At 72.1% G+C, this 21,997-nt stretch carries 25 protein-coding genes; 17 read left to right on the forward strand and 8 right to left on the reverse strand.

Annotation, left to right across the window (positions count from 1 at the left end):
- Nucleotides 1-153 precede the first annotated feature (153 nt).
- Nucleotides 154-1,092, forward strand: a complete 939-nt coding sequence (locus tag DV20_RS21740; RefSeq protein WP_043783145.1) for a hypothetical protein — start codon at nucleotides 154-156, stop codon at nucleotides 1,090-1,092.
- Here DV20_RS21740 and DV20_RS21745 read toward each other — a convergent pair.
- From DV20_RS21745 to DV20_RS21755, 3 genes are all read right to left on the reverse strand, one after another.
- The gene (locus DV20_RS21745; protein ID WP_043783146.1) at nucleotides 1,082-2,062 is read right to left on the reverse strand and encodes a hypothetical protein; all 981 of its coding nucleotides are present in this window, start codon (nucleotides 2,060-2,062) and stop codon (nucleotides 1,082-1,084) included. The two genes, DV20_RS21740 and DV20_RS21745, sit on opposite strands and share 11 nt — an antisense overlap.
- Nucleotides 2,059-2,559 (reverse strand): SigE family RNA polymerase sigma factor, encoded by a 501-nt coding sequence (locus DV20_RS21750; RefSeq protein WP_043783148.1) that lies wholly within the window; start codon nucleotides 2,557-2,559, stop codon nucleotides 2,059-2,061. Before DV20_RS21750 ends, DV20_RS21745 begins: the two co-directional genes overlap by 4 nt.
- Nucleotides 2,560-2,628: 69 nt before the next feature.
- Nucleotides 2,629-3,801 (reverse strand): phytase, encoded by a 1,173-nt coding sequence (locus DV20_RS21755; protein WP_043783149.1) that lies wholly within the window; start codon nucleotides 3,799-3,801, stop codon nucleotides 2,629-2,631.
- A gap of 117 nt (nucleotides 3,802-3,918) precedes the next feature.
- Here DV20_RS21755 and hisF point away from each other — a divergent pair, with 117 nt between their 5' ends.
- From hisF to DV20_RS21780, 5 genes are all read left to right on the forward strand, one after another.
- On the forward strand, nucleotides 3,919-4,692 hold the full coding sequence (gene hisF, locus DV20_RS21760) for an imidazole glycerol phosphate synthase subunit HisF (protein ID WP_043783151.1): 774 nt from the start codon (nucleotides 3,919-3,921) through the stop codon (nucleotides 4,690-4,692).
- A complete protein-coding gene (locus DV20_RS21765; RefSeq protein WP_043783153.1) occupies nucleotides 4,689-5,066 on the forward strand; it encodes a hypothetical protein in 378 nt (125 codons plus the stop codon). The genes hisF and DV20_RS21765 overlap by 4 nt, the downstream gene beginning before the upstream one ends.
- On the forward strand, nucleotides 5,063-5,425 hold the full coding sequence (gene hisI / locus DV20_RS21770) for a phosphoribosyl-AMP cyclohydrolase (RefSeq protein ID WP_043783154.1): 363 nt from the start codon (nucleotides 5,063-5,065) through the stop codon (nucleotides 5,423-5,425). Before DV20_RS21765 ends, hisI begins: the two co-directional genes overlap by 4 nt.
- Nucleotides 5,422-5,775 (forward strand): DUF1304 domain-containing protein, encoded by a 354-nt coding sequence (locus tag DV20_RS21775; RefSeq protein WP_043783157.1) that lies wholly within the window; start codon nucleotides 5,422-5,424, stop codon nucleotides 5,773-5,775. The genes hisI and DV20_RS21775 overlap by 4 nt, the downstream gene beginning before the upstream one ends.
- A 100-nt stretch (nucleotides 5,776-5,875) precedes the next feature.
- Nucleotides 5,876-6,952: a DUF3592 domain-containing protein gene (locus DV20_RS21780; RefSeq protein ID WP_043783158.1), complete on the forward strand. Its 1,077-nt coding sequence runs from the start codon at nucleotides 5,876-5,878 to the stop codon at nucleotides 6,950-6,952.
- A gap of 10 nt (nucleotides 6,953-6,962) precedes the next feature.
- Here the strand turns inward: DV20_RS21780 and DV20_RS21785 are convergent, their stop codons facing one another.
- From DV20_RS21785 to DV20_RS21795, 3 genes are all read right to left on the reverse strand, one after another.
- On the reverse strand, nucleotides 6,963-7,124 hold the full coding sequence (locus DV20_RS21785; RefSeq protein WP_043783160.1) for a DUF397 domain-containing protein: 162 nt from the start codon (nucleotides 7,122-7,124) through the stop codon (nucleotides 6,963-6,965).
- A 13-nt stretch (nucleotides 7,125-7,137) separates the two neighbouring features.
- Nucleotides 7,138-7,971, reverse strand: a complete 834-nt coding sequence (locus tag DV20_RS21790) for a helix-turn-helix domain-containing protein (protein ID WP_051736086.1) — start codon at nucleotides 7,969-7,971, stop codon at nucleotides 7,138-7,140.
- A gap of 103 nt (nucleotides 7,972-8,074) precedes the next feature.
- Nucleotides 8,075-8,689: a TetR/AcrR family transcriptional regulator gene (locus tag DV20_RS21795; protein WP_043783161.1), complete on the reverse strand. Its 615-nt coding sequence runs from the start codon at nucleotides 8,687-8,689 to the stop codon at nucleotides 8,075-8,077.
- Nucleotides 8,690-8,783: 94 nt separating this feature from the next.
- Here DV20_RS21795 and DV20_RS21800 point away from each other — a divergent pair, with 94 nt between their 5' ends.
- From DV20_RS21800 to DV20_RS21830, 7 genes are all read left to right on the forward strand, one after another.
- Nucleotides 8,784-10,343 (forward strand): anthranilate synthase component I, encoded by a 1,560-nt coding sequence (locus DV20_RS21800; protein WP_043783163.1) that lies wholly within the window; start codon nucleotides 8,784-8,786, stop codon nucleotides 10,341-10,343.
- 76 nt (nucleotides 10,344-10,419) lie between these two features.
- Nucleotides 10,420-10,947: a Trp biosynthesis-associated membrane protein gene (locus tag DV20_RS21805; RefSeq protein WP_043783165.1), complete on the forward strand. Its 528-nt coding sequence runs from the start codon at nucleotides 10,420-10,422 to the stop codon at nucleotides 10,945-10,947.
- Between the two features lie 124 nt (nucleotides 10,948-11,071).
- A complete protein-coding gene (gene trpC / locus DV20_RS21810; RefSeq protein ID WP_043783166.1) occupies nucleotides 11,072-11,881 on the forward strand; it encodes an indole-3-glycerol phosphate synthase TrpC in 810 nt (269 codons plus the stop codon).
- The gene (trpB, locus tag DV20_RS21815) at nucleotides 11,878-13,089 is read left to right on the forward strand and encodes a tryptophan synthase subunit beta (protein WP_084093594.1); all 1,212 of its coding nucleotides are present in this window, start codon (nucleotides 11,878-11,880) and stop codon (nucleotides 13,087-13,089) included. Before trpC ends, trpB begins: the two co-directional genes overlap by 4 nt.
- Nucleotides 13,086-13,877: a tryptophan synthase subunit alpha gene (trpA, locus tag DV20_RS21820; protein ID WP_043783168.1), complete on the forward strand. Its 792-nt coding sequence runs from the start codon at nucleotides 13,086-13,088 to the stop codon at nucleotides 13,875-13,877. Before trpB ends, trpA begins: the two co-directional genes overlap by 4 nt.
- A gap of 133 nt (nucleotides 13,878-14,010) precedes the next feature.
- Nucleotides 14,011-14,574, forward strand: a complete 564-nt coding sequence (locus tag DV20_RS21825; RefSeq protein WP_043783170.1) for a Uma2 family endonuclease — start codon at nucleotides 14,011-14,013, stop codon at nucleotides 14,572-14,574.
- 43 nt (nucleotides 14,575-14,617) lie between these two features.
- Nucleotides 14,618-15,277, forward strand: coding sequence for a peptidoglycan recognition protein family protein (locus tag DV20_RS21830; RefSeq protein WP_043783172.1), 660 nt, complete (start codon nucleotides 14,618-14,620; stop codon nucleotides 15,275-15,277).
- Here DV20_RS21830 and DV20_RS21835 read toward each other — a convergent pair.
- Entirely contained in the window at nucleotides 15,269-16,630 is a 1,362-nt protein-coding gene (locus DV20_RS21835) for a type I glutamate--ammonia ligase (RefSeq protein WP_043783173.1), read from the reverse strand. The genes DV20_RS21830 and DV20_RS21835 overlap by 9 nt on opposite strands.
- 156 nt (nucleotides 16,631-16,786) lie before the next feature.
- Between DV20_RS21835 and DV20_RS21840 the strand changes: the two genes are divergently transcribed.
- The 4 genes from DV20_RS21840 (at nucleotide 16,787) to DV20_RS21855 (ending at nucleotide 21,162) form a co-directional block, all read left to right on the forward strand.
- Nucleotides 16,787-17,911 (forward strand): amidohydrolase family protein, encoded by a 1,125-nt coding sequence (locus tag DV20_RS21840; RefSeq protein ID WP_043783175.1) that lies wholly within the window; start codon nucleotides 16,787-16,789, stop codon nucleotides 17,909-17,911.
- On the forward strand, nucleotides 17,908-19,080 hold the full coding sequence (locus DV20_RS21845) for a M20 metallopeptidase family protein (protein ID WP_043783176.1): 1,173 nt from the start codon (nucleotides 17,908-17,910) through the stop codon (nucleotides 19,078-19,080). The genes DV20_RS21840 and DV20_RS21845 overlap by 4 nt, the downstream gene beginning before the upstream one ends.
- 18 nt (nucleotides 19,081-19,098) lie before the next feature.
- Nucleotides 19,099-20,133: a prolipoprotein diacylglyceryl transferase gene (gene lgt / locus DV20_RS21850; RefSeq protein ID WP_200876475.1), complete on the forward strand. Its 1,035-nt coding sequence runs from the start codon at nucleotides 19,099-19,101 to the stop codon at nucleotides 20,131-20,133.
- A gap of 84 nt (nucleotides 20,134-20,217) precedes the next feature.
- The gene (locus DV20_RS21855; RefSeq protein WP_160169748.1) at nucleotides 20,218-21,162 is read left to right on the forward strand and encodes a hypothetical protein; all 945 of its coding nucleotides are present in this window, start codon (nucleotides 20,218-20,220) and stop codon (nucleotides 21,160-21,162) included.
- Between the two features lie 13 nt (nucleotides 21,163-21,175).
- Here DV20_RS21855 and DV20_RS21860 read toward each other — a convergent pair whose 3' ends face one another.
- The gene (locus DV20_RS21860) at nucleotides 21,176-21,964 is read right to left on the reverse strand and encodes an SDR family oxidoreductase (protein WP_043783181.1); all 789 of its coding nucleotides are present in this window, start codon (nucleotides 21,962-21,964) and stop codon (nucleotides 21,176-21,178) included.
- Between the last annotated feature and the right edge of the window lie 33 nt (nucleotides 21,965-21,997).

Raw genomic sequence — 21,997 nt, forward strand, 5'->3', positions numbered from 1 at the left:
CCCCGGAGTCCACTGTGGTCATGGCCCACCGTGACCGGCGGGAAAAATGCCTAGGCCTTTCGGCGCCCCAACCCCACACGCCTGGCCGAAGCGTTGCAACGTCTCTACCTGCAACGCTTCAAACGCTGCATTCCCGCACCCTGGAGGGCTTAGATGGCGGTCAAACAGCAGGTCCCGGTTCATCCCCAAGCAAGCTACTTCGGCGCCGGGCCGTACCCCGTGCGCCGGGCCGCCATCGCCGTGGCCGCGATCGTGGCGGGGTTCGTCCTCACCGCCGTCTGGTCGGCGCCCTTCGTCGACTCCGTGATCGGGGACAGCGTCGCGAACGGCCTCCTCGGGTACGACGCGAAAGCCACCCCGATCAGCGGGGTCCTCGCCGGGACGCTGTTCGCGTTCGTCTCCGGCCTCGCCGGCTCCTTCACCGCCTGCAACATCGCCGCCTTCGGGGCGGTCGCGCCGATGGTGGGCGAACAGGCGGGGCGGAAGCCGAACGCGCTCAAGCCGCTCGGCTGGATCGCCGCCGGGATGCTCACCGTCTCCGTGGTCTACGGCGTGATCGTCGCGCTCGTCGGCACGCGGATGCCGCAGTTCTCCACCGCGAAGACCACCGGGCTCTCCCCACGCAGCATCCAGTCGATGATCGCCTTCGGCGTCGTCGGCATGGTCTTCCTGCTGATGGGCCTGATCGCCCTCGGCATCCTCCGCAACCCCTTCGCGGGCTTCACCCGCCGCCACCCAGCCGCGCCGCTCGTCCTGATGGGGGCGCTCATCGGCGGGTTCCTCATCGGACGGCCGTACCCGCTGTTCCGCATCATGTTCCGCGACGCCGCCGAGCAGCACAACGTGCTCTACGGCGCCGCCGCGTTCGCGTTGCAGTCGCTCGGCAACATCGTCGTCATGGCGGTCCTGTTCCTCGTCCTGACGCACGCCACGGGCGGACGCGTGCAGCGCTGGCTGGCCGCGAAACCGGCGCGGATCGCGACCGTCACCGGCGCCGCCCTGCTCGTCGGCGGCACGTTCACGCTGCTCTACTGGGACGTCCGCGTGCTGGGCAGGCTCGGGATCATCTGGTTCCCGATGATCAGCTGGTAGGCCGCCCGAGCCAGCTGTAGTCGGGTGCCGGGTCGAGCTGGACGCCGTTCGCGACGGCGATCAGCTCGGCCTCCGGCCGCGTCCCCGACACGCGCAGCCAGCGTCCCGACGGCAGCCGGACGAAGACCATCGCGTCCCGCCCGTTCGCCGGCGCCACGAAGAAGCCCTCGCCGCCGCGGACGGTCACCGAGACGGCCTTGTCCGGAGTGGGCGGGTTCGGGCCGGCCAGGACCCGCACCACCGGGTCCGTCGGCCGGGCCGGGTCGCCCGCGGCCAGTTCGGTGGTCGCGTCGCGGGGACTGGTGCCCCGCACCGTGGCGGACAGTTCGGCCAGTCCCGCCGGCAGCGGGCCGAACCGCAGCTCGCCGCGGACGCCGACCGGCTCGGCGGTGACCGAGTCGGCGATGCGCTGGGCGACCGCACGAGCGTCCGGGATCCCGGTGACCGCCGCGCGGAGCACGTGCGCGTCGTCGGCCAGCCAGGTGAGCTCCGCGGTGCTGCCGGTGCCGCGGAACATGGCGATCCGGCCGTGCACCACGGCCTGGTCCTTGATCGCCGCGATCTTCAGCTCGGCCTGCGACCAGTCGGGGTCGGCGGTGGAGTACGCCAGCAGCGTCACCGCGGCCTGGCCCGCCATCCACCGGCGGACCTGCGGGGTGATCCCGGGACCGCCGCCGCGGTGCTGCTCGGTGAGGCCGGCCGGCAGCCAGCCCGGGGTGTAGGCGAGCACCGGGCGGCCCGCGGACGGCACCAGCTCCGGCGGCCGGGTCAGCAGCTGCATACCGGCGACGGCGCCGACGACCACCACGACCACCGCGGCGGCGACGAGGGCCAGCCGGGTCGACGGCCGCCGCGTCCGCCCGGCGCGGGCGAGCGCGTCGCGCACCGCGTGGCCGTCCGGGGCGCGGGCGGCGAGGCGGTCGAGGCCCTCCCGGATCAGCGTCTCGGTCTCGTGTTCGCTGAGGATCATTCGGGGGCTCCGGTGGTGATGACGGGGTGCTTCAACCCGGCTTGGCGGAGGGTGGCCAGCGCGCGCGAGATCTGGCTGCGCACGGTGGAGGGGCCGCACCGCAGGACCGCGGCGATCTCGGGGTCGGTGTAGTTCTCGTAGTACCGCAGCACGATGGCGGCCCGCTGTTTGCGGGGCAGCGTGGCGAGCAGGCCGAGCATGGCGTCCCGCTCGTCGTAGGCGGCCGACGGGTCGGGTTCCGGCGGGCCGATCGCGTCGAGGACGTCGTGGCTGCTGGTCACCACCCGCCGCACCGCGCGCCGCCGCCAGGACAGGTACTCGTTGGTGACCATCCGCCGCACGTAGGTCGACGGCGCGGCGATGCCGTCCCACCGCTGCTGGGCGCGCAGGAGCACGTCCTGGACGACGTCCTGGGCCAGGTGCGGGTCGTTCGTCAGGACGGTGGCGTAGCGGAGCAGCCCGTCCAGCCGCTCCGCCACGAACTCTTCGAAGGTCACACGCGTCCTCTCGTCACGACTGTGGACGCGCGAGGGGGCCGTGCCGCTGCACGGCGGACGGAAGTTTTTCTACCGCGCGAGGACCTCCTCCAGCCGGACGAAGGCGAAGCCCGTCGTCGGCAGGTCACCCGCCGCGGGGCGCCGCTCGCCGTCGTGGACGACCAGGAGGCCGTGCGGGAAGCGGCGCCCGAGGAACGCCGTGCTGATCGCCGAGCCGTCGGAGTGCTCGACCGAGTCCGTGCCGCGGCCGGCGACGATCCGCAGGTCACGCACGTGCCTGCCGTAGACGACGAACCGCGAGTCGCCCTGGCTGGTGGCGAACAGCGTGCCGTTCGCCACCGCGAGCCCCTCCGCGTCGGCCGTCAGCCACCGGCCGCCGAAGCCGGGGTCGGGGCCGTCCGGGACGCACTCCTCCGTGGCCGCGTCCCAGCGCTGCGGGACGCCGAAAGAGCGCACGCGGTCGACCGGTTCGGGCCGCCCGAAGCCGGTGCCCGTCAGCGGGATCCGCCAGATCCCGACGTCCTCCTGGGCGGTGTAGAGCACCCGGCCGTCGAACACCGAGCCCTCCAGCTGCGGCCCCTCGCCGGGTTCCTCGCACGGCGACCAACTCGAGCCGTCCGGCAGGCGGAACCGCGACGGCAGGTCCACCATGTCGATCGGCGCCGTACCGACCGTGCCGTCCGACCGGTCGACGAGCCGCAGCAGCGCCACCCGCGTCTCGTGCCGCCGGGTCACCGCGACCCACCGGACGCCGGTGCGCGGGTCCCGGCCCGCGGCCAGGCCGTAGGCGGTCCGCTGCTCGTCCACTTCGGACTCCGACGCCGAGAACACCGGCGCGGCGGCGGGGTCGGTGACGTCCCGCAGCACGTGCCCGCCGGCCGCCGAGCCCGCCGGGTCGATGCGGTAGACGCGGATCCGGTCCCGCCCGCGGTCGCTGACCACGGCGAGGTCCCCGACCACGTCGACGTTGTTGAACCGCCCGCCCGGCCCGGCGGGAACCAGCTGCAGCGTCCGCGCGGACAGGTCGAACGCGGCGAGCCCGCCTTCCTTGAGGGTGCCGAGGACGACGCTGCGTTCGGGGTCGCGCGGGTGCACCCAGATGGCGGGGTCGTCGGCGTCGGCGTTGGCGGGGGAGGCGCCGGGATCGTCGACGAAGGCCTGCGTCTGCAGGACCGGCGCCGGATCGCGGGGAGCGGCCGAAGCGGGGACGGCGGTCAGGAGGGCAACGGCGGCGACGGCCACCGGGAGGAGTCTGCGCACGGGCGGAAACTAGACGAATCGGGTGGCCGGGGGGTGAACGGTAGATGCCGGGCCGTGCCATCGGCGGCGGCCCCGACCCCCTTGACTAGGCTGGTGACCATGTCTGTCGCGGTGCGGGTGATCCCCTGTCTCGACGTCGACGCGGGCCGGGTGGTGAAGGGCGTCAACTTCGCCGGCCTCCGTGACGCCGGAGACCCCGTCGAGCTGGCCCGGCGTTACGACGCCGAGGGCGCCGACGAGCTCACCTTCCTCGACGTCACGGCCTCCTCGGGCGACCGCGAGACCACCTACGACGTCGTCCGCCGGACCGCCGAGCAGGTCTTCATCCCGCTCACCGTCGGGGGCGGCGTCCGCAGCAACGACGACGTCAACCGGCTCCTGCGGACCGGGGCCGACAAGGTCAGCATCAACACCGCCGCCATCGCGCGGCCGGAATTCCTCAGCGAGGCGTCGAGGCGGTTCGGCGCCCAGTGCATCGTGCTGTCGGTCGACGCCCGCCGGGTGCCCGCCGGCGGCGAGCCGACCGCCTCCGGCTTCGAGGTCACCACCCACGGTGGCCGCCGCGGCACCGGGATCGACGCCGTCGAGTGGGCCGCGCGCGGCGAGGAACTCGGCGTCGGGGAGATCCTGCTCAACTCCATGGACGCCGACGGCACGAAGAACGGCTTCGACCTCGAGCTCATCGAGCTCGTGCGCAAGGCCGTGCGCGTCCCGGTGATCGCCAGCGGGGGCGCCGGCGCCGTCGAGCACTTCCTGCCCGCCGTGCGGACCGGCGCCGACGCCGTGCTCGCCGCCAGCGTGTTCCACTTCGGACAGCTGAAGATCGGGGACGTCAAGACCGCCCTGCGCGAAGGCGGGGTCGAGGTCCGGTGAAGTCCTGGCAGGCACCCGTCGAGGTGAAGGTCATCGCCGGCCTGCTGGTCGGGCTGCCCGTCGCGTGGGCGCTGCTCGACCTGATCCCGGTGCTGAGCGCCGGGGCGAGCCTGGCCATCTACCGGATGCCCGCGCTCGCGCTGCTCCTCGGCGGCGTGGTGACCACCGGGCTCGTGCTGAAGATGGGCAGCGCCCGGATCGGCGGCCTGGTCGTCGCCGTGGTGTTCGCGCTGCTGCACGCGTTCCTGCTGCTCGGCGCCGAGCTGTGGTTCAACAAGCTGTTCTCCGGCCTGTCGTTCGCCGGCTACGGCTACGCGTTCGTCCTGCTGAACTCGATGCCGCTCAAGCGGCACCTCCTGGGAGCCAACGCATGACCTTGGACGCGGCCGTCTCCGCGCGCCTCAAGCGCAACGCCGACGGGCTGATCGCCGCGGTCGTCGTCGAGCACGCCACTTCGGACGTGCTGATGATGGCCTGGATGAACGACGACGCCCTCGCCGCCACCCTGGCCACCCGCCGCGGCACGTACTGGTCGCGCAGCCGGCAGAAGCTGTGGGTCAAGGGCGAGACGTCCGGCCACTACCAGCACGTCCGCGAAGTGCGGATCGACTGCGACGGCGATACGGTCCTGCTGCGCGTCGACCAGACCGGCCCGGCCTGTCACACCGGCACACACACCTGTTTCGACACCGAGGAGCGCCTGCTCCTGGCCGATGAGAAAGAGCTCGCGTGACCATCGTCGCCGACATCCTGGTCGGGCTCGTCGCCCTGATCCACGTCTACATCCTCGTCCTGGAGATGTTCCTCTGGACGAGCCCCCGCGCCCGCGCCGGCTTCGGCATGACCAAGGAGTTCGCGGAGGAGACCAAGACGCTCGCCGCGAACCAGGGCCTGTACAACGGTTTCCTGGCCCTCGCGCTGGTCTGGGGTCTCATCGCGGGCGAGTTCCAGCTCCAGCTGTACGGCATCGTCTGCGTGATCATCGCCGGCCTCTACGGCGCCGCGACGGCCAGCAAGCGGATCCTGTTCGTGCAGGTGGTTCCGGGCGTGCTGGCGCTGATCGCGCTGCTGCTCGCCCGCTGACCCTGCTCCCTTGCACGTTCGGCGGGGCCGCGCGGTTGCCTCGCGGTGAGCTTCCCGAAATCCGGCGCTGACCTGCGGGTTCTCGGCTTAGGCTGCGGCCATGGACCTGGGGTGGGACGCCCAAGCCGCCGCGCGGCGGCTGTCGCGGCGGAGAACGGCGTGGGCAGTGACCGCGGCCTTGTGCGTGGCCGTCTTCGTGCTCTTCGTGATAGGTACGGCGGTGACGCTGGCCGACCCCGCCTACGTCTTCGCGGACGGCGAACTCGCCGCCGAGCTCGGGACGCTCGCCGGTTCGGCCGCGCTGGGCGCCCTGGCGGTGGCCCGGAGCCGGGCCGCCGATCGCCGGTCCGAGTCCGTGTTGGCCCGGCTGAGCCTCGAAACCTGGCTGCCGCCGCCGGAGCGGCTCGACGGCGGCGTCGGGGTCGACTTCGACGTCGAAACCGCCCGGCTGCGCACGCTCGGCCGGCGCGCCCTGGCGCTCGCGCTGCTCTGGTGCGGGGTGCTGGCCGGCGGCATCGCGGGTCTCGAGGCGATCGAGAACGCCGCCGAGGGCCTCCTGGCCACCGGCGTCCGCACCGGCGGCGAGGTCGTGGAAGTCGTGAACCCGCCGAGCGGCCGGGGCTCGCCGTCGATGTGGGTGACGTACGAGGCCGGTGGCACCGTGTTCACCGAGGAGATCGTCCGGGACAGCAGCCGTGCCTACGTGCCCGGCGACCGCGTGACGGTGGTCTACGACCGGGCCGACCCGGAGCACGTCCGCACGGTGGAGGAGCCGAACGACAACCAGTACCTGGTCGGGTTCTGCGTCGTGCCGATGCTGCTCGCGCTCGTCGCGGTGCCGGTTTCGCTGGTGGCCGCCTCGCGGTGGCGGCAGCGGCACCGGGCCGTGCGGCACACCGGCTGGCGTGCCGCCGCCGTGACGGTGGTCCCCGACTACCCGGTTCGCAAGGGACGGCACACGCCCGACATCCACGTCCGCTACCGCGACGGCTCGGTGATCGCGTTGCGCGCCGCCACCTCGACGCACGGCGCCACGGTGCTGAAGAACCGGCCGGACCGGCCGGCCTGGGTCGGCGGCTGGGGACGCGACATGGTCGTGCTGTTCCCGGACGCGCCGCTGCGGAAGCGGCCGTACGCGGTCCCGGCGTACGCGAGGTCGCCGCGGAAAGCCGGGTGACGGCCGGAAGTCAGCGCAGCCGGTCGAGGGCGGCGCGCCAGGCCCGGGCGGAGACGGTCAGCTTCCCGGCACGCCGGGCCTTGGTGTCCCGAACGCTCACGACCGGCCCCAGCGCCACCTCGACGCAGCTGTAGTTTTCCCCGCTGTATGAGGACTTCCGCCAAACGGCCATGTGGTCGCCTCCGTTAGGGTGCAGCCTCCTCGAGCAGCTCCCGGGAGGCGGCTTCGCTCAACGCCTGCTCGCCAAGCATCTTAACCACCTGCTGGTGGGCGAGGGTCTGCGTTTCTTCGTGCAGGAACGCGCTCGAATGGGCGTGCTCGACAAAGGTGATCGGGGGCGTGCCGGGGAACTCGTATATTTCGAACGGTCCCAGCAGACCCGTGTGGTAGCCGAGTCCGGCCGGAACGACCCGCACGGAAACGTTGGTCCGCTGCGAAATTTCGAGCAGGTGATCGATCTGGTCGGACATGATGGCCGGACTGCCGATGGTTTCCCGGATCGCCCATTCGCCGATCAGCGCGCGGAGCCCGACCGGGTCCCGCTGCGTGAGCACTCGCTGTCGCTTGAGCCGGATGCGGAGCCGCTTGTCGGCTTCCTCGACCGGGACCGAGGAGGCCTCCATGATCGACCGGATGTAGTCGGGCGTCTGCAGCAGTCCGGGTACGAGCAGGGGCGACCAGGCGGTGATCTTGGTGGCGGTGCTTTCCAAGGCCAGCAACGCCGTGAGGGCGTGCGAGATGTCCGCGTTGCTGGACGCCAGCCAATTGGGCTCGCGGGCGTGCCGGGCGAGCGTCCGGATGCGATCGCGTTGCTCCCCGTGGATACCCAGCAGCGCGAGAATCGCCGACACGTCCTCGACGCTCGGCAGCCGATACCCCTTCTCCCACGCCGAAAGCAGCTGCGGCAGGATTCCCAGCCGGTCGGCGAGAACGCGCAAACCGACGTTGCGTGCTTCGCGTTCTTCGCGCAGTGAAGCGGCGAGAGTTCTCGCTGCGGGCCCCGAAGACGTTGGCTTCATGAGCCGATAATACGAATCCCGTCGATTCCCCGAATGTGCGAACGGTGTCCGCGAAATGCGATGGACCGCCATTCCCGTCCGGCATCCGGGTGACCCGCGGATTTCAGCCGATGTCACCGGTGAGGTAGCGCTGCAGGTTCGGGGCGATCGCCCGCACCAGGACCTCGACGTCCTCGGAGGTGAGCGGCTCGAACTTCGCCACGTACCGGACCATGCCCAGGCCCACCATCTGGCTGGCGCACAGGTTCATCCGCAACGGGATGCGGTCCGCGCCGACCGAGGTGATCAGCGCGCTGAAGAACTTCTGGAAGAAGTCGCGCAGCACGTGGCCGGCCTGCTCGTGGCCGGTGATGCTGCGCATGAGCGCCACGAACTGGCCGCCGCCCGCGCTGTCCCAGCGGGTGATGAAGGTGCGGACGATCCGTTCGCCCAGCTCTTCGTCGGGGCCCTGTCGCAGGGCTTTCTGCAGCTCCAGGGGGTCGAACGGCAGCTCGAGGACGGCTTGGGCGAACAGGCCCTCCTTGCTGCCGAACCAGTGGTTGACCATCGCCGCGTCGACGCCGGCGCGGGTGGCGATCGCGCGCACGGTCGCGCCGTCGTAGCCGGTTTCGGCGAACACCGCCCGCGCGGCGTCGACCAGTGCCGTGCGGGTGTCCTGACCGGCGGGCCGCCGCCCGCGACGGCGGCCGGTAGTCTCGCTGTTGTCCGTGGGGCTCACGGCCCCATCATGACGGACGGGCCCCCGAAATTCAATGTACGTTGAATTTGTCCCCCGCGGCGCCGTGCTCCGCGCAAGCGGCACAATGAGGTTCATGGTCAGCGCATCCGCCGGTTCGACCGGTCCCGGCACGGTCAGCCCGTCCCGCGAGGACTTCCGCCTCCTCGCCGAGAGCCGCCGCGTGATCCCGGTCGTGCGCCGGGTCCTCGCCGACGGCGAGACGCCGATCGGGGTGTACCGCAAGCTCGCCGCCGACCGGCCCGGCACCTTCCTGTTCGAGTCCGCCGAAAACGGCGCCTCCTGGACCCGCTGGTCGTTCATCGGCGTCCGCAGCCCGGCCGCGCTCACCGTCCGCGACGGCGAAGCGGTCTGGACCGGCACCCCACCGGTCGGCCTGCCCAGCGAGGGCAACCCGCTGAACGTCCTGCGCGAGACGATCGAAGCCCTGCACACCGAGCCGCTGCCCGGCCTGCCCCCGCTGACCGGCGGCATGGTCGGCTACATCGGCTACGACGCCGTGCGCTGGCTGGAGAAGCTGCCCGAGCTGGCCGAACGCGACCTCGACATCCCCGAGCTGACCATGCTCCTGGCCACCGACCTCGCGGCCTTCGACCACCACGAGGGCACGGTCACGCTGATCGCGAACGCCGTCAACTGGGACGACTCGCCCGAGCGCGTGGACGCGGCCTACGACGACGCCGTCGCCCGGCTGAGCGCGATGACCGAGCAGCTGCAGGTGGCCGCGCCCGCCACCGTCGCCGCGTTCGACCGGCCCGTGCCGGAATTCACCCGGAAGCGGTCGAAGGAGGACTTCCACGCGGCCGTCGAGAAGGCCGTCGAGGCGATCAAGGCCGGCGAAGCGTTCCAGATCGTGCCGTCGCAACGGTTCGAGATCCCGACCGCGGCCGACGCGATCGACATCTACCGCGTGCTGCGGACGTCCAACCCGAGCCCGTACATGTACCTGCTGCGGCTGGAGGGCTTCGACATCGTCGGCTCCAGCCCGGAATCGCTCGTCACCGTGCGGGACGGCCGCGCGACCACGCACCCGATCGCGGGCACGCGCTGGCGCGGCGCCGACCCGGAGGAGGACGCCCAGCTGGCGAAGGACCTCCTGGCCGACGACAAGGAGCGCGCCGAGCACCTGATGCTCGTCGACCTCGGCCGCAACGACCTCGGCAAGGTCTGCAGGCCGGGCACCGTGCGCGTCGTCGACTTCTTCCAGATCGAGCGCTACAGCCACGTGATGCACATCGTGTCCACCGTCACCGGCGAGCTGGCCGAGGGCAAGACGGCGTTCGACGCGGTCACGGCGTGCTTCCCGGCCGGGACGCTGTCCGGCGCGCCGAAGGTCCGCGCGATGGAGCTGATCGAGGAGCTCGAGCCGGTCCGCCGCGCGCTGTACGGCGGAGTCGTCGGCTACCTCGACTTCGCCGGCGACGCCGACACCGCGATCGCCATCCGCACCGCGTTGGTCAAGGACGGCATCGCGCACGTCCAGGCCGGCGGCGGGGTGGTCGCCGACTCGGTGCCGGACTACGAGGACACCGAATCCCTGAACAAGGCCAGGACCGTGCTTTCGGCGGTGGCCGCCGCGCAGACGATGGTGGCGGCGGGCGCCCTCGACCCGGCCGCGGACGCCGCGCGTGTCTGACACACCGCGGCACCCGGGCGTCCCCGCGCCGGCCGCGGACGCTCCGGTGGCGACGGCGTCGAGGCGTCCACTGTGGATGATCGTGACCGCGCTCCTGCTGGGCGCGCTCGCGTTGTGGGGCGCGTCACGGCTGACCTGGTTCGCCGAATTCCGCGACGGCGGCGTGCGGGGCACGATCCTCCACCGCGAAACCGGCGAGCAGCGGGCGACCGCGCTCGTGCCGCTCGCGCTGCTGGCCCTGGCCGGCGTGGCCGGGCTGGTGGCCACGGGCGGCTGGGCGCGGCGCGTGCTCGGCGTCGTGCTGGCGCTGGCCGGCCTGGCGGCGATCTGGACCGGCGTCGCCGGGGTCCGGTTCGGCGGGTACGCCGACGGCCTGCCGGTCACCGAAATGCTGCTCGGTCGCGGGCTCGCCGTCGTCGCGGGAATTCTCGTCGCCGCCGCCGGGTTGGCAGCCGTCAAGGGCGCGGGCCTGGCCACCCGGCTCGGGGCCAGGTACGCGGCTCCGGCCACCCGGAAAAAGGTCCGTGACCCCGACGCCCAGCTGTGGGAAGCCCTCTCCGACGGGGAAGATCCGACCGATGCCCGGAGCGGGCATTCGGAGTAACGCGCACACCCGGAACCGGGCGTCTCGGATGCGGGGGTTAGCATCGTTTCGGCGGGAAGGGGAAGGTTTTTGTGAGCGACCTTGCGAGTGAATCCGTGAGCACGCGCCCTGGTGGGGGCGTCCGGTGAGCGTGCTCGAAGACATCGTCGCCGGCGTGCGGGAGGATCTCGCCGTGCGGGAATCCGCGCTGCCGTTCGACGAGCTGAAGATCCGCGCGGCCGCCGCCCCGGCACCGCGTGACGTGATGGCCGCCCTGCGCGAGTCCGGCATCGGCGTCATCGCCGAAGTCAAGCGGCGCAGCCCCTCGAAGGGCGAGCTGGCCGACATCCCCGACCCGGCCGCGCTGGCGAAGGACTACGAAGCCGGCGGGGCGCGCGTGATCAGCGTGCTCACCGAGCAGCGCCGGTTCGGCGGTTCGCTGGCCGACCTGGACGCCGTCCGCGCCGCGGTCGACACCCCGATCCTGCGCAAGGACTTCATCGTCAGCCCCTACCAGGTGCACGAGGCCCGCCTGCACGGCGCCGACATGGTGCTGCTGATCGTCGCCGCGCTGGAGCAGAACGCGCTCGTCTCGCTGCTCGACCGCGTCGAGTCGCTGGGCATGACCGCGCTGGTGGAGATCCACAACGCCGAGGAAGCCGACCGGGCCCTCGAGGCGGGCGCCAAGGTCATCGGCGTCAACGCGCGCAACCTGCACACCCTCGAGGTGGACCGGGACGTCTTCTCGCGGCTGGCCCCCGGCCTGCCGATGGACGTCTACAAGGTCGCCGAATCCGGCGTCCGCGGCCCGGGCGACCTGATGTCGTACGCGGGTCACGGTGCCGACGCGGTGCTGGTCGGCGAGGGCCTGGTCGCCTCCGGCGACCCGAAGGGCGCCCTGGTCAAGCTGGTCACGGCCGGTTCGCACCCCGCCTGCCCGAGGCCGTCGCGGTGACCGGACAGCACGACGAGCACGACCCGGACGAGCGCGGCTACTACGGCCCGTACGGCGGGCGGTTCATGCCGGAGGCGCTGATCGGCGTCGTCGACGAGGTCGCCACCGAGTACGACAAGGCCCGCCACGACCCGGAGTTCCTGAACGAGTTCAACCGCCTGCTGAAGGACTACGCGGGCCGTCCGTCGCTGCTCACCGAGGCCAAGCGCTTCGGCGAGCACGCCGGGGGCGCGCGGGTCTTCCTCAAGCGCGAAGACCTGAACCACACCGGCTCCCACAAGATCAACAACGTGCTGGGCCAGGCGCTGCTCACCAAGCGGATGGGCAAGAAGCGCGTCATCGCCGAAACCGGCGCGGGCCAGCACGGCGTCGCGACGGCCACCGCGTGCGCGCTGCTCGACCTCGACTGCGTCGTCTACATGGGCGAGGTCGACACCGAGCGCCAGGCGCTGAACGTGGCCCGGATGCGGCTGCTCGGCGCCGAGGTGATCCCGGTCAAGACCGGTTCGCGGACGCTGAAGGACGCGATCAACGAGGCCCTGCGCGACTGGGTCACCAACGCCGACACCACGCACTACCTGTTCGGCACGGCCGCGGGGCCGGCGCCGTTCCCGACGATGGTGCGCAACTTCCACCACGTCATCGGCACCGAGGCCCGCGAGCAGATCCTCGAGCAGGCCGGGCGCCTGCCCGACGTCGTCGCGGCCTGCGTCGGCGGCGGGTCGAACGCGATCGGCATCTTCTCGGGCTTCTACGACGACCCGTCGGTGCGGCTGGTCGGCCTGGAGCCGGGCGGCGAGGGCATCGAGGGCAACCGCCACGGCGCGACGCTGACCAAGGGCACCCCGGGCAACCTGCACGGCGCGATGACGTACCTGCTGCAGGACGAGGACGGCCAGACCGTCGAGTCGCACTCGATCTCGGCCGGGCTGGACTACCCGGGCGTCGGCCCGGAGCACGCGTGGCTCAAGGACACCGGCCGCGCCGAGTACCGCCCGATCACCGACGCCCAGGCGATGGACGCGTTCAAGCTGCTGTCCCGCACCGAGGGCATCATCCCGGCGATCGAGTCGGCGCACGCGCTGGCCGGCGCGCTGGACCTGGGCCGCGAGCTGGGCCCGTCCGGCCTGATCGTGGTCAACCTCTCGGGCCGCGGCGACAAGGACATGGACACGGCGGCGAAGTGGTTCGGACTGGTGAACGGATGAGCGGGCTGGACGACCTCTTCGCGACGACGCGCGCGGAAGGCCGCGCCGCGCTGGTCGGCTACCTGCCCGCGGGCTTCCCGACGGTCGACGGGTCGAAGGACCTGATCGCGGCCTGCGTCGACGGCGGCGCGGACCTCATCGAGGTCGGCGTCCCGTATTCGGACCCGGTGATGGACGGCCCGACCATCCAGGCCGCCTCGGTGACGGCCCTGGACAACGGCTTCCGCCTCAAGCACGTCTTCGAGGTCGTGGAGTCGGTGGCCTCGCGCGGTGGCCGGGCCGTGGTGATGACGTACTGGAACCCGGTGAACCGCTACGGCGTGGACCGTTTCGCGCGTGATCTGGCGGCGGCGGGCGGCCTCGGCCTGATCACCCCGGACCTGATCCCGGACGAGGCCGCGTCCTGGATGACGGCGTCCGAGGAGCACGGCCTGGACCGGACGTTCCTGGTGGCGCCTTCGTCGTCGGAAGAGCGGCTGGCCCTCACGGCGGCGGCGTCGTCGGGCTTCATCTACGCGACCGCGGTGATGGGCGTGACGGGCGCGCGCGACCAGGTCGGCGCGGGCGCCGAGGAGCTGGTGCGGCGGACGCGAGCGCACACGTCGCTCCCGATCGGTGTGGGTCTGGGCGTCCGCTCCGGTGCGCAGGCGGCCCAGGTGGCGTCGTTCGCGGACGCGGTGATCGTGGGCTCCGCCCTGGTCACGGCGGCGGCCGAGGGCGCGTCGGGCGTTCGTGCGCTGTCGGCGGAGCTGGCGGAGGGTGTGCGCCGGGCCGTCACGCCTGCGTGACACCCATCGCCCGATCAGAACTGTCGGTGGCGGTCTGGATACTCCTCGTGTGATGATCCACAACGAGGGGACCAGCAGACATGTCACACTGGGACAGACCCACGGCGACGCGCGGGAGCGGAGGTGAAGCGCGATGGCGGCACCCGCTGAGCCTCAGGCCGAGTTCAGCATTCCCCTGCGCCCCGAAGGCTGGACGGTCGAAGACGTTCTCGCCCTGCCCGAGGAACAAACCTCACTGCAGCGGCTCGAACTCGTGGACGGGGTGCTGCTGATGAGCCCCGCTCCGACTTCAGCCCACCAGCGGCTCTTGCAGAAACTGCAGTTCACCTTGGTTCCCGCGCTGCCGGATGGCACCGAGCTGCTGCCCGGCGTGAACGTGCGCCTCGGAACACAACGCCTGCTGATTCCCGACCTGGTGATCCTCAACTGCCCCGGAATCGACACCGTCGCCTACACGGCGAGCGATGTTCTCTTGGCCGCGGAGATCGTCTCACCGTCGACCAAGATCCAGGACCGGATCCTCAAGCGGGCCCTCTACGCCGAGGCCTTGATCCCGTACTACCTCCTGGTTCAACCGGGCGAGCCCATCGCGGCAACCCTGTTCGAACTCCAAGGCGACGAGTACGAGCCCATCGCCAAGAGTGAGCACGGCGAACTCCGCCTCACCCGCCCCTTCGAGGCCACTGTTCGTCTCTGAAATTTTGTACGAAAGCTGTACGGCGCCGCGAGAGAATCCCGCCATGGACATCGCACACCTCCCGCGGCGCACCTTCCTCCGCGGTGCCGCCGGCCTCGCCGTCGCCGGGGCCGCCGGCCTGGTCCTCCCGCGGGCTGCGCAAGCCGCCACCGAGCCGCGGATCTACAGCTGTGCCGAGTGGGGGGCCCGGCCGCCCACCGACGCGCTCACCACGCTCGACCACCCCGCGAACCGGATCCTCATCCACCACATCGCCAGCGCCAACAGCACCGACTACTCCCTCGCCCACGCCTTCCAGGTCGCCCGCGACGACCAGCACGACCACATCGACAACAACGGGTGGTCCGACACCGGCCAGCACTTCACCGTCAGCCGCGGCGGGTACCGGCTCGAAGGGCGGCACGGCAGCCTCGACGCGCTGCGCGGGCGCACCACCATGATCCAGGGCGCGCACTGCCCCGGGCAGAACACCAACGCCATCGGCATCGAAAACGAAGGCCTCTACACCAGCGTCGAGCCGCCCGAGACGCAGTTCGCCTCGCTCGTCGTCTTCTGCGCCTACATCTGCCGGCAGTACGGCATCCCGGTCGAGGAGATCAAGGGCCACCGCGACTTCTACAACACCGAATGCCCGGGCGACCGCCTCTACGCCAAGCTCCCGCTGCTGCGCAGCGAGGTCGCCAAGGCGCTCAAGTCAATGTAGGTACCGCATCACGGCGCACAGCTCGGCCGGCGGCAGCGCACCCAGCCGGTCGAGCTCGCCGCGGCGGACGTCCACCAGCGTCGCCGCCAGTTCCGGGCCGAACGCCGACGTCAACGCCGGGTCCGCCTCGAACGCCGTCACCGCGTCGGCCAGCGAGGCCGGCAGCCGCTCCACCGCACCCCCGAGCGTTCCGGGGTCGACGTCGACCGGCTCCGGCAGGCTCTCCCGGGCCTCCACCCCGGCCAGGCCCGCGAAGATCAGCGCGGCCACCACCAGGTACGGGTTCGCCGTCAGGTCGAAGCACTTGACCTCGAAGTTCGCCGCCCGCTCGCGCTGCCCGGCCGGGCCCCGCACCAGCCGCAGCGGCGCCTCGCGGTTCTCCAGCCCCCACACGCGGAACACCCCGGCCCAGTGGTGCGGTTCGAGCCGCAGGTAGCTGACCACCGAAGGCGCGCCGATCGCCAGCAGGGCCGGCAGCCGCGAGAGGACGCCCGCGCCGAACACCTCCGCCGTCTCCGTGAGCCCGAACCGCCGGTCGCCGCCCGCGCACAGGTTGCGGTCGCCGTCCCACAGGCTCAGGTGGACGTGCCCGCCGTTGCCCACGCCGTTCGGGGCGAACTTCGGCGTGAACGACGCCCGCAGCCCGTACTGCTCGCTGACCGTCCGGATGGTCTCGCGCGTCAGCACCGCGACGTCCGCCGCGCGCACCGGGTCGCCGGCCGCCACCGACACCTCGAACTGCCCGGCCGCGTACTCCGGGTGGATCTGTTCGACCGCGATCCCCTGGGCGGTCAGCGTGGACACCAGTTTGCGCAGGTAGCCCGCCTGCGCGGAAAGCCGCGCGTAGCCGTAGGCCGGACCCGCGGTGGCCGAGCGCGGGTCGTCCGGCGCGTCGGCCCTGGTGACCACCCACTCGATCTCGAACGCCGTCCGCGCGTTGTAGCCCAGCTCCGCGAGCCGGGCCGTCGCGGCCGCGGCCAGTGCCCGCGCGTCCTGCGGGTGCGGGTCGCCTTCCTGGTCGTACCGCCACGCCGGTGCCCACGCCCAGCCCGGCTGCGCGGCCAGCGGCACGAGCGCGTCGAGGTCCGGGTGCAGCCGCAGGTCGCCGACCGGGCCGCGCGAGTGCGTGCCGCCCACGATGTCGTCGGTGGCCAGGAAGAAGTCGAACGAGTTCGACGCGCCGACCCCCCACGCCGCGGCCGACCACAGCCGGTCCACCGGCACGGCCTTCACCCGCGTGATACCGCTGTTGTCCACGAACGTCAGCGCCACGAGCTCCACGCCGGCGGCACGCAGGGCGTCGGCCCGGAGCGCGCCCTGCTGCGCGAGTTCGGCCCGGTCGAGCTGGCTCATCCCGCCCCCATCGCTGTGCCTCACCCGGAGAAAGAGGTGAAGATCGTGTCAGACACCGCCGAAGCCCGTCCAGGTCCGTGCCGGACTCGCCGTCCTGTCGGCGCCGCGGTTCGCTCGTAGGGTGGGGGAGAGGCTCGGCCCAGTGGACGGAGGCGCATGACCGACCTGCTCCCGTTCGTCGCGGATCTGCCGCTGGTGGACCACCACTGCCACGGGGTCGTCACCGGCGACGTCGCCCGCGCGGGCTTCGAAGCGATGCTGACCGAGGCCGACGCGCCGTCGCCGCTGGGCACGAGCCTGTTCGACTCGCTCATCGGGCTCGCCGTGCGCGAACGCTGCGCGCCCGTCCTCGGCCTGCCGAAACACGCGGACCCCGGCGCCTACCTCGAACGCCGCGCCGAGCTGGGCGCGGCCGAGGTGGCCCGGCGGTTCCTGCGGGCCACCGGCACCACCGACTTCCTCCTGGACGGCGGTTTCCTGCCGGACTCGCTGACCACGACCGCCGAGTTCGCCGGGCTGGCCGGCACGCGCGCGCACGACGTCGTCCGGCTGGAACAGGTGGCCGAATCGGTGATCCGGGGCACCACCGCGGCCGGGTTCGCCGGGGCCTTCGCCGACGAGCTGGGGAAACGCGCGGCCACGGCCGTCGGGCTCAAGTCGATCGCCGCCTACCGCGTCGGCCTCGAACTGGCGGGGGAGCGGCCGTCGCCGCCGGAGGTCGAAGCCGCGGCCGGGCGGTGGCTCGCCGCCGGTGGCGGGCGCCTGGCCGACGAGGTGCTGCACCGGCACCTCGTGTTCACCGGCCTCGACCTGGGCCTGCCGGTGCAGTTCCACGTCGGCTACGGCGACGCCGACATCGACCTGCACCGCTGCGACCCGTTGCTGCTCACCGGGCTGCTGCGGGCGACCCGGGGCAGCGGCGTGCCCATCCTGCTGCTGCACAACTACCCGTTCCACCGCCAGGCCGCGTATCTGGCGCAGGTCTTCGAGCACGTGTTCGTCGACGCCGGGCTCATCACGCACAACGCGGGGTTCCGGGCGCCGGCCGTGCTGGCCGAGCTCCTGGAGATCGCGCCGTTCGGGAAGGTGCTCTTCTCCACCGATGCCTTCGGCCTGGCCGAGCTGTACCACCTGGGCACCGCCCTGTTCCGGCGGGGTCTGTCGGACTTCGCCCGCACGGCACTGGCCGCCGACGCGATGTCCGAAAAGGACGCCGTCCGGCTGTGTGCTTTGGTGGGACACGAGAACGCGAAGAGGATCTACCGCTTGGAGCACGTGTGAGTGATCTGTGGACCCGGTGGACGCAGGCGATCGCCGACGAATTGCCCGCCGCCGTCGAGCTCCGGCACGCCGTGCACGCCGACCCCCGCGGTTCCGGCGACGAGGAGGACACCGCCCGCCTGGTGACCGGCGCGCTCGGCGCCGGCGACGGCACCCGCGTCGCCAAGACCGGGCGCGCCATCCGGCTGCCCGGCACGTCGGACGGCCCGGCCGTGGCGCTGCGGGCCGAGCTCGACGCCCTCCCGGTGCTGGAGGGCACCGGCGTGCCGTGGGCGTCCGGGAACGAGTTCATGCACGCGTGCGGCCACGACGTCCACCTCGCCGCGCTGGTGGCTGTCGGCCGGGCGGCGGTCCGCGTCGGCGTGCCGCGGCCGATCCTGGCGCTGCTGCAGCCGCGGGAGGAGACGTCGCCGCCCGGCGCGCTCGACGTCGTCGGGTCCGGGGTGCTGGCCGAGCACGGCGTGGACGCGGTGATCGGCGCGCACGTCCAGCCGCGGATCGCGCACGGCATCGTCTCGGCGGCCCCGGGGCCGGTGAACGCCTCCACCGACGAGTTCGAGGTCACCATGCACGGCCAGGGCGGCCACGCCGGCTACCCGCACCTGCTGCGCGACCCGATCCTGGCGCTGTCGCAGCTGGTCGTGAGCCTGCAGCAGCTCGCGTCGCGCCGGATCGACCCGGTGTTCGGCGCGGTCTGCTCGATCGGCCGCATCCAGGGCGGCGCGGCCGCCAACGTCGTCCCGAACAGCGCGAGCGCGTTCGGCTCCCTGCGCCTGATGCGCACGAAGGACCGCGAACGCGCCCTGGAGACGCTGACCGACATCGTGCACGGCACCGCGCGGGCACACGGCTGCACCGCCGAGCTGGAGATCAGCCCCTGCGAGCCGGTCCTGGACAACGACGCCGCGCTGGCCGCGGGCGCGCAGCGCTGGCTGCGGCACGCCGGCTTCACCGTCGACGAGGGGTTCCGGTCCTTCGGCGCCGACGACTTCGCCCACTACTGCGGCGGCGGCACCCGCGGCCTGATGCTCTTCGTCGGTCTCGGCGACACGGCGGGCGTGCCGAGCCTGCACGACGAGCGGTTCCTGCCGCGTGACCAAGCCGTCACCCAGGTCGCGCACGCGCTGGTGGCGGGGTACCTGGCCGCCTTGGATGCTCCGGTGCCTTAGCGCTACGGTGGCCGCGTGATGAGCGCCTACCTCGCGACGATCCCCAGCCCCGACCGCGGTGTCTGGCACCTGGGACCGATCCCGCTCCGCGCGTACGCCCTGTGCATCATCGCCGGCATCATCGTGGCGATCTGGTGGGGCGAGCGCCGCTGGGTGGCCCGCGGCGGCACCAAGGGCACGGTGATCGACATCGCGGTGTTCGCGGTGCCGTTCGGCCTGGTCGGCGGCCGGTTGTACCACGTGATCACCGACCCCGAGCTGTACTTCACCGAGGGCCGCAACCCGTGGAACGCGTTCGCGATCTGGGACGGCGGGCTGGGTATCTGGGGCGCGATCGCCCTGGGCGCGGTGGGTGCGTTCATCGCCTGCCGCCGCCGCGGCATCCCGCTGCCGGCGATGGCGGACGCGGTCGCCCCCGGCATCGTCGTCGCGCAGGCGATCGGCCGCATCGGCAACTACTTCAACCAGGAGCTGTACGGCGCGCACACGGACCTGCCGTGGGGGCTCGAGGTCTTCCAGCGCTTCAACCCGGAGGACCCGGAAAACCTGCTCAACGGCGTCGCGACGGGGCACATCCCGCTGCCGGAGAGCCCGGTCCACCCGACGTTCCTGTACGAGCTGCTCTGGAACCTGCTGGTGGCGCTGCTGGTCGTGTGGGCGGACCGCCGCTTCAAGCTGGGCCACGGGCGGGCGTTCGCGCTGTACGTGGCGGGCTACACGGCCGGGCGCGGCTGGATCGAGATGATGCGGACGGACACGGCCAACCACATCCTCGGGCTGCGGGTGAACGTGTGGACGTCGATCCTGCTGTTCGCGGGCGCGGTGGCGTACTTCGTGATCGCGGCCAAGCGGGGGCCGCGGGAGGCGCCGGAGACGCTGGTGAACAAGGACGCGCGACCTGGCCCGGACGCGCCTTCGGAGGACGTTTCGGCTTCCGCGTCGGGAGAGCCTGAGGTGGCTGACGAGCCGGAGCACGCGAAGGTGGCGGCCGACGCCCCGCCGGAAACGCCGGGGGAACCGGCGAAGGAGCCGAAGAAGACCGACGAGAGCTGACCGCTCGCGTGTTCGAAGGCCGCCACAGGGGACTTCCGGTGGCGGCCTTCGGCGTGTCCGGCCCATTTCGAAGGAGAACATCTCTTGCGCGTGTCGAAAACCCTGGAGATGCACGGTGACACCCCGTGGGTTGATCCGGCGAGCGAGATGATGGTCCGGCGGTCCTTCTTCCCCGTCTTCGACGACGACGAGGTGATTCGGTGCATCGGCCAGCTGGCCGGCGAGTACCCGGAGGCCGCGAGACGGACCGACCGCCGCTCGTTGGGGCTGCACCGGTCCACCACCGGGCCCAACGGGGTCGTCCTGGTCGCGGTCACGCCGGTCGCGACGCTCGTCTTCGCCGGGGTGAGTGCGTTTTCCGCCTGGGTCGTGCTTCGGTCGCTTCCGGAGACCCTGCGGCGGACGGGCGGTAGCTGGTTCGAGGTCGGCTTCGTCCTGACCGTGCTCGGGTCGATGTTCGTGGCGAGCCTGGCCCTGGCGGCAAGTCGTCACCCGGATCTCCGGTTCCAGCGGGTTGTCGCCAAGGTGCAGCGCCTCACCCGCGAAGGGTTCGCGCCGATGTACCGAATCGTCCGGTGCGCAAACCTGGCCGGGAAGGCGGCGAGGGAGTTGTTCCGGGTGCACCAGGGACGCAGGCTCACCTGGGTGTCGCCACCGATGGTGGCCGATCGCGCGCTCACGCTTTCGTTTCCGCTGGTCGACGTCGAGCTGAGTCGCGAAGCAAATCCGGATGACCTCGACAAGGTGATCCGGGTTTACGGTGAATTCCTGTACTTCGCCGCGGCGTTGGAGGCCGCCGGTCGGCCGGAGTTGATCCCGAAGCTGCGTGACCACTACGCCCGCAGCGGCCTGCTGGAGCGCCGGAACGCCGAGCCGCCGGGCGAGGTGCCGGAGCGGGATGCGCTCTTCCTGGATCCGATGCGCAACCACAGCCGCTGGGCGGTGGCCAAGGACTTCCTCTACCCGCTCTCGTCCTGGTTCAGCCTGGCGGTGGCCGTCGCCGCACTGGTGGTGAGCCTGGCCAGGTGACGTCGTCGCCGGCTCAGCCCAGGTCGGGCAGGCCCAGCTCCAGGTTCGGGGTCTGCAAGCCGCCGTCGACCTCGAGGATCTTGCCCGTGATGTACCCGCCGGCCCGGGACGCCAGGAACACCACCGTCGCCGCGATGTCCGCCGCCTCGCCGATCCTCCGCAGCGGCGTCGCCGACTCCATCTTCTCCTTCAGCTCCGGGTTGCCCACCACGATCTCCAGCGCCGACGTCGCCACCGAACCGACCGAGATCGCGTTGACCCGCACGCGAGGTGCCAGGTCCGCTGCCGCGAGCCGCGTGTAGTGCGCCAGGGCCGCCTTCGCCGTTCCGTAGGCCGCGAAACCGCGGCCCGCCACCCGGCCCATCACCGACGAGATGTTGACCACCGAGCCGCCGGTCTCCAGCAGTGCGGGCGCCGCCGCCACCGTGAGCGCGTGGGCCGTGGCCACGTTGAAGCGGAACGCTTCCTCCATGAACTCGACGGAGCTCTCCAGCAACGGCCGCGGGTACGTGCCGCCGACGTTGTTGACCACCAGGTCGAGGCGGCCGAACTCCGACACCGCCGTCGACGCCAGTGCCGCCGCCGCGTCGGGGGCGGACAGGTCGGCCGCCACGACGTGCGCGCGGCGGCCCGCGTCGGCGACGCGCGTGGCGACTTCCTCCAGCTGAGACTCCGTGCGGGACGCGATCAGCACGTCGGCGCCCGCTTCGGCGAGGGCCACGGCCGTGGCCGCGCCGATTCCGCGTCCCGCGCCGGTGACCACCGCCACCTGGCCGGTGAGCTTGAACCGATCGAGGATCATGCGGCGAAATGTAACACGTTCTAGTGATGGGGA

It is taken from the genome of Amycolatopsis rifamycinica (assembly GCF_000695625.1).
Lineage (GTDB): Bacteria > Actinomycetota > Actinomycetes > Mycobacteriales > Pseudonocardiaceae > Amycolatopsis > Amycolatopsis rifamycinica.